Annotated in this window: 4 protein-coding genes; 3 read left to right on the top strand and 1 reads right to left on the bottom strand. The window is 71.0% G+C overall.

What is annotated here, in order from left to right; translation table 11 throughout:
• The first annotated feature begins 341 nt into the window (after positions 1–341).
• Both ACYVLJ_RS45320 and ACYVLJ_RS45315 read left to right on the top strand, forming a co-directional pair.
• Positions 342–1,130, top strand: a complete 789-nt coding sequence (locus ACYVLJ_RS45320; protein ID WP_460443358.1) for an alpha/beta fold hydrolase — start codon at positions 342–344, stop codon at positions 1,128–1,130.
• Positions 1,127–1,885 (top strand): SDR family oxidoreductase, encoded by a 759-nt coding sequence (locus tag ACYVLJ_RS45315; protein ID WP_460443357.1) that lies wholly within the window; start codon positions 1,127–1,129, stop codon positions 1,883–1,885. Before ACYVLJ_RS45320 ends, ACYVLJ_RS45315 begins: the two co-directional genes overlap by 4 nt.
• Here ACYVLJ_RS45315 and ACYVLJ_RS45310 read toward each other — a convergent pair.
• Entirely contained in the window at positions 1,870–3,417 is a 1,548-nt protein-coding gene (locus ACYVLJ_RS45310; RefSeq protein WP_460443362.1) for an IS1634 family transposase, read from the bottom strand. The genes ACYVLJ_RS45315 and ACYVLJ_RS45310 overlap by 16 nt on opposite strands.
• A gap of 153 nt (positions 3,418–3,570) precedes the next feature.
• Here ACYVLJ_RS45310 and ACYVLJ_RS45305 point away from each other — a divergent pair, with 153 nt between their 5' ends.
• The gene (locus tag ACYVLJ_RS45305; RefSeq protein WP_460443356.1) at positions 3,571–6,168 is read left to right on the top strand and encodes a bifunctional FO biosynthesis protein CofGH; all 2,598 of its coding nucleotides are present in this window, start codon (positions 3,571–3,573) and stop codon (positions 6,166–6,168) included.
• Positions 6,169–6,295 lie beyond the last annotated feature (127 nt).

The following is a 6,295-nucleotide window of genomic DNA, read 5'->3' as shown; positions in this document are numbered from 1 at the left end:
GCAACACACCCCGAGTCGCACCGCCGTCAAGCGGCCTTACTCGAAGCGAGTTATTCCTAGCAGTTTTTGGTGGGACACCCACTCAATCGCGATCCGCGAGAGCTTGGTTCGTGTCCCGGCGGCCGCCCGGTCTCCCTGGCGACTTGGAGAACTTTACATGCCGGGAAAGGGGCCAAAACAGGGGGGTCCCTTAACATGATCGGCGCAGGTCAGAGCCCATGACGAAGCCCGCCTGAGGCTCAGTCTGCACCCAACCGGCCCGGAGCGCCAGCACGAGAACATTGCTCCGACTACATTGCACCGTATTGCACCGCGCCAAAGCTCCGCTTAGCGTCGTGCGCATGAACCTCGCGTACGACGACCTCGGCCCGAAGGGCGGTACACCGGTCCTCCTCGTGCACGGCCACCCCTTCGACCGCTCGATGTGGCGCCCCCAGGCCGAGTGGCTCCTGAAGCAGGGCTACCGCGTCGTCACCCCCGACCTCCGCGGCTTCGGCGGGTCGAAGAGCACCGACACCAAGACCGGCCTCGACGTCTTCGCGAACGACCTCGTGGACCTGGCCGACCGGCTCCACCTGGAGAGCTTCGTGCTCGGCGGCCTCTCCATGGGCGGCCAGATCGTCATGCAGCTGGTGGAAGACCACCCCGCGCGGGTCGAGGCTCTCCTCCTCGCCGACACCTTCGCGGGCCTGGACACCCCGGAGGCGAGACAGGCCCGCATCGACACCGCCGAGAGGATCACCGAGGAGGGCATGGCGGACTACGCCGACGAACTGCTCCCCAAGATGATCTCGAAGAGCACCCGCGCGACCAGGCCGGACGTCGAAGCGCACGTCAGGACGATGATGCGCGAAGCGCCGAAGGAAGGAGCCGCGGCCGCGCTCAGGGGACGCGCCGAGCGGCCGGACTACACCGACACCCTCCGGCACATCGACGTCCCCGCCCTCGTGGTCGTCGGCAGGGAGGACGAGTTCACCCCGGTCGAGGACGCCGAGCTGATCCACCGCAAGATCGCCCGTTCCACCCTGGTGGTGATCGAGGGCGCGGGCCACCTGCCTAACCTGGAGCGCGAGACCGAGTTCAACGACGCACTCAGCACGTTCCTGACCAGTAGCGGAGCCACGCCATGACCCAGCAGACCGTGTTCGTGACCGGCGCCAGCGCCGGCTTCGGTGACGCCATCGCGCGCCGGTTCGTCGCCGAGGGCGCTCGCGTGATCGCCGTCGCCCGCAGTGAGGACAAGCTCGAGAAGCTGGCCGGGGAGCTCGGCGAGGCCGTGCTCCCGGTGACCCTCGACGTCAGCGACCCCGAAGCCGTCAAGGAGAAGGTCGGCACCCTTCCGGCGGAGTGGCGCGAGGTCGACGTCCTGGTCAACAACGCCGGCCTGGCGAAGGGCCTCGAGCCCGCCCACAAGGCCGAGCTGGACGACTGGGACCGGATGATCGCCACCAACGTCCGCGGCCTCGCGCACGTCACGCGCGCGCTGCTGCCCGGCATGGTCGAGCGCGGCCGCGGCCACGTCATCAACATCGGCTCGATCGCCGGCACCTACCCCTACCCCGGCGGCAACGTCTACGGCGCGACCAAGGCGTTCGTCCACCAGTTCAGCCTCAACCTGCGCAGCGACCTGCACGGCACCGGCGTCCGCGTCACCAACGTCGAGCCCGGCATGGTCGGCGGCACGGACTTCTCGAAGGTCCGCTTCGACGGCGACGCGGCGAAGGCCGACAAGGTCTACGAGGGCACCACGCCGCTGACCGCCGACGACGTCGCCGAGTCCGTCTTCTGGGCCGCGAACCAGCCGAAGCACGTGAACATCAACGTCATCGAGCTGATGCCGGTGGTCCAGAGCTTCTCGGCCCTGCAGATCTACCGCGAGAGCTGAAACAGGCCGGACAGCGCCTGCTGCGCCGGGTCCCGCTCGGTCGGCAGGCGCTTCGTCCGCGGCCGCCCGCCGGTGGACGGGTAGCGCAGCACCAGCTCGCCGATGCCCGCCAGCTGGTCGAGCAGCTCCCGCACGGACAGGTTCATCCCGGCCCGGTCGGCCTCGCGGCGCATCAGGTGGGTCACCGTCGCGGCGAGCACCGAGACGAGCCCGTGCGCGGCGATCCGCTGGCGCGTCCACTCCCAGCGCGGCGTCGGCCCGGTGACGGCCGGCCCGGTCAGCCAGCGGAACGTCGACTCGAGGTGGGTGCGCGCCCGGTAGGCCGTGACGACGTCGCCGATCGGCCAGTCCCGGTCGGTGACCAGCACCTGCTTGCCGAAGAACTCCTCGTCGAGCCGGGTCAGCGCGGCCGTGTCGATCCGCCGCTCCAGGAGGATCTCCCCGGGCCGGTTCCCGCTCAGCACGGCGGTGAGCACGCGCTCGATGCGCCGGCCGCGCGTCACCCGGCCGATTTCGGCGTGCACCTGGGCGCGGTCGCCGCGGTGGGTGCCCGCCGCGAGGGCCTCGGCCAGGCCGTCGAGCTCGCGGGTCGCGGTGGCCAGCTCGTCGGCGAACGCGCGGGACTGCGCCGCGTGCAGGGTCGCCGAATGGGTCAGGATCACCCGCCGCCGGACGCCGTCGACGACCGCGTGCGTGTCCAGCGCGGTGAGGCCGGCGAAGCGTTCCGGGTCGACGCGCTTGCGGGCGGACGCGGGCTGGGTCAGCAGCTCGGGGTGGTCGGTCAGCGGCAGCGAGCCGACGAACCCGCTGCGTGAGCCCAGGTCGAGCTGCGCGGCCTGGCCGGAGTGGAAGACGAGCGTCGCCGGGCCCAGCTCCGCGGTCACCGAGGCGAACGTCGGCGCGGTGCCGTCGTCGCGCCGGTACACCCGCGACTTGAGGGGGATCGCGCCGTCGCGGGTCACGCGCAGGCCCGCTCCGGCGAGCACGCCCCGGCACGCCGACGGCAGCGTGCAGTCGGCCGGCGCGAACGCGGCGAACTGGGGGACGTCGACCGCCAGGGCCGCGTGGTCGTCGAGCGTCTCCAGGACCGCGGAGGCGATGGAGTCCTCGATGCGCGAACCGCGTTCCGGTGTAAGACGTTCCAGGGCCCGCCAGATTCCGTCCACTGTGGACAGCCGGGGCCGGACGAGGTCGGCGGCCGCGCTCGCGGCCCACCACTCGCCGATGGGCGTCCCGGGCGCGGTCGCGCGGTGCAGCACCGCGACGGCCAGGGTCAGGCCGAGCGAGGGCTTCGACCGCACGACGTCGTCGACCCGGCGGACGAAGTCGAGCCGCGAAAGCGTGGCCCACACCGCGGCGACGTCGCCGTACGCGCGGTACGACGCCGACGCGGGCTCGCCGCCGGGGACAGCACGCGCGATCTCGTCGGCCGTGCCGAGGTAACGCTGGGTCACCACCCGCGGCTTGCCGTCGACCCGGCCGGACTCCGCCAGGTAGTAGTACGTCCGTCCGCCGATCTTCTTGCCGACCACCGATGCCACCCTTTAGGTAATACACCCCGAGGCACTGATCGACAACCACGGCACCGGCCTGACCTGCGACGACGATCACCCCCATCGATCGGGTGAACCGGGTGCGCAACACACACTGGCTGGTCCCGCGAGGACGGTCCTAGCGTGGGCGGAATGGGACCCGAACCCGACGCCACCGCCCCGACCGCCTCCGCGATGCGCCGCGCGCTCGCCCGGGCGCGTGACGGGAAGACACTGGACGTGGCCGAAGCGGCCGTCCTGCTGCACGCCCGCGGCGACGACCTCACCACGCTTTCCGAGCACGCCTCCCGCATCCGCGACGCCGGCCTGGCCGAGGCCGGGCGCGCCGGGATCATCACCTACAGCCGCAAGGTGTTCATCCCGCTGACCCGGCTGTGCCGCGACCGGTGTGGTTATTGCACGTTCGTCACCGTGCCCGGCCGGCTCGAATCGCCGTTCCTGTCGCCCGACGAGGTCCTCGACATCGCCCGCAAGGGCGCCGAGATGGGCTGCAAGGAAGCCCTCTTCACGCTCGGCGACCGGCCCGAGGACCGCTGGAAGGCGGCCCGCGAATGGCTGGACGCGCACGGCTACGACGACACGCTCTCCTACGTCCGCGCGATGGCGATCCGGGTCCTGGAGGAGACCGGCCTGCTGCCGCACCTCAACCCCGGCGTGCTGACCTGGCAGGACTTCCAGCGGCTCAAGCCGGTCGCGCCGTCGATGGGCATGATGCTGGAGACCACCGCGACCCGCCTGTGGAGCGAGAAGGGCGGGCCGCACTACGGCTCCCCCGACAAGGATCCGGCCGTCCGGCTCCGCGTGCTCGAAGACGCCGGACGCAGCTCGGTCCCGTTCACCACCGGGGTGCTGATCGGCATCGGCGAGACGTTCGAAGAGCGCGCGGACGCGCTGTTCGAGATCCGCAAGGTCGCCAAGACCTACGGCGGCATCCAGGAAGTCATCGTGCAGAACTTCCGGGCCAAGCCGGACACGAAGATGCGCGCGACCCCGGACGCCGACCTCGAAGAGCTGGCCGCGAACATCGCCGTCGCGCGGCTCGTGCTCGGCCCGAAGATGCGCATCCAGGCGCCGCCGAACCTGATCGGCAGCCAGTACGACCTGATGATCCGCGCCGGCATCGACGACTGGGGCGGCGTCTCGCCGCTGACCCCGGACCACGTCAACCCGGAACGCGCGTGGCCGCAGATCGACGAGCTCGCCCGCCGCACCGAGAAGGCCGGCTTCGAGCTGAAGGAACGGCTGACGATCTACCCCGAGTACGTCAAGGCCGGCGAGCCGTGGCTGGACCCGCGGATCACGCGGCACGTCGCCGCGCTCGTCGACTACGACACCGGGATGGCCCGCGAGGACGCGGTGCCGGTCGGCATCCCGTGGCAGGAGCCCGACGGCGGCTGGCAGGAGTCCGGCCGGACCGACCTGCACACCGAGATCGACACCACCGGCCGCACCGAGGACCGCCGCAGCGACTTCGACTCCGTGTACGGGGACTGGAAGGAGATCGGCGACCGGATCAAGACCGGGCCGCAGAAGTTCGACACGGACATCCTGGAAGCGTTGCGCAGCGCGGAAAAGGACCCGGCCGGGCTGTCCGACGACGCCGCGCTGGCGCTGCTGCACGCGGACGGCCGCGAGCTGGACGCGTTCACGAAGCTCGCCGACGACCTGCGCCGCGAGACGGTCGGTGACGACGTGACGTTCGTCGTCACGCGGAACATCAACTTCACCAACGTCTGCTACACGGGTTGCCGCTTCTGCGCCTTCGCGCAGCGTCGCACCGACGCCGACGCATACACGCTTTCGCTGGAGCAGGTCGGCGACCGCGTCGACGAGGCGTGGGCCGCGGGCGCGACCGAGATCTGCATGCAGGGCGGCATCCACCCCGACCTGCCGGGGACCGCTTACTTCGATCTCGCGGCCGAGGTCAAGCGCCGGCAGCCGGAGATCCACCTGCACTCCTACAGCCCGATGGAGGTCGTGAACGGCGCGTCGCGGACCAACCTGTCCCTGCGCGACTGGCTGATCGCGGCGAAGGAGTCCGGCGTCGACTCGCTGCCGGGCACGGCGGCGGAGATCCTCGACGACGACGTCCGGTGGGTGCTCACCAAGGGCAAGCTGCCGACGTCGGAGTGGATCAAGGTCGTCACGACGGCGCACGAGGTCGGGCTGCCGACGACGTCCACGATGATGTACGGCCACGTCGACACGCCCTCGCACTGGGTCGCGCACCTGAAGCTCCTCGCGCGGCTGCAGCGCGAAGGCCTGGAGAAGAACGGGCGGCGCGGGTTCACCGAGTTCGTGCTGCTGCCGTTCATCCACCAGAGCTCGCCGATCTACCTCGCCGGGCTCGCCCGTCCGGGCGCGACGCAGCGGGAGAACCGGGCGGTGCACGCGCTCGCCCGCGTGCTGCTGCACGGCATGATCGACAACATCCAGAGCTCGTGGGTGAAGCTCGGCGAAGAAGGCAGCCGCGCGGTGCTGCAGGGCGGCGTCAACGACATCGGCGGCACGCTGATGGAGGAGACGATCAGCCGGATGGCCGGCGCGTCGAACGGGTCGTACAAGACGATCAGCGACATGCGCGCGATGGTCGAGCCGCTGGGCCGCCCGCTGGTCCAGCGCACGACGGGCTACGGGCGGCCGTCGGCCGAGCGCGTCGCCGCGGCGGAGGCTTCGGACGGCGTCGCGACCGCGGTGCGGAAGCCGTTGCTGCCGCTGCTGACTCCGTAGGACGGTGGCGGGCGCCGGGAAACCCCCGGCGCCCGCCACCCGAGTAGGCGCCTGATGACCTTGTGTCACCCCTCACAAACGGGAGGTTGCCCGGCGGGCATCTGCTAACTCTGGTCCTTCACCCGGC

Source organism: Amycolatopsis stemonae (genome assembly GCF_054781455.1).
Note: the sequence above shows the minus strand (reverse complement) of the source record. Positions and strands in the feature narration are given on the sequence as shown.

What these genes read in the sequence shown, in the direction of transcription:
- ACYVLJ_RS45315 (WP_460443357.1), top strand. Translation starts at nt 1,127, where the DNA reads ATGACCCAGCAGACCGTGTTCGTGACCGGCGCCAGCGCCGGCTTCGGT.
- ACYVLJ_RS45320 (WP_460443358.1), top strand. Translation starts at nt 342, where the DNA reads ATGAACCTCGCGTACGACGACCTCGGCCCGAAGGGCGGTACACCGGTC.
- ACYVLJ_RS45305 (WP_460443356.1), top strand. Translation starts at nt 3,571, where the DNA reads ATGGGACCCGAACCCGACGCCACCGCCCCGACCGCCTCCGCGATGCGC.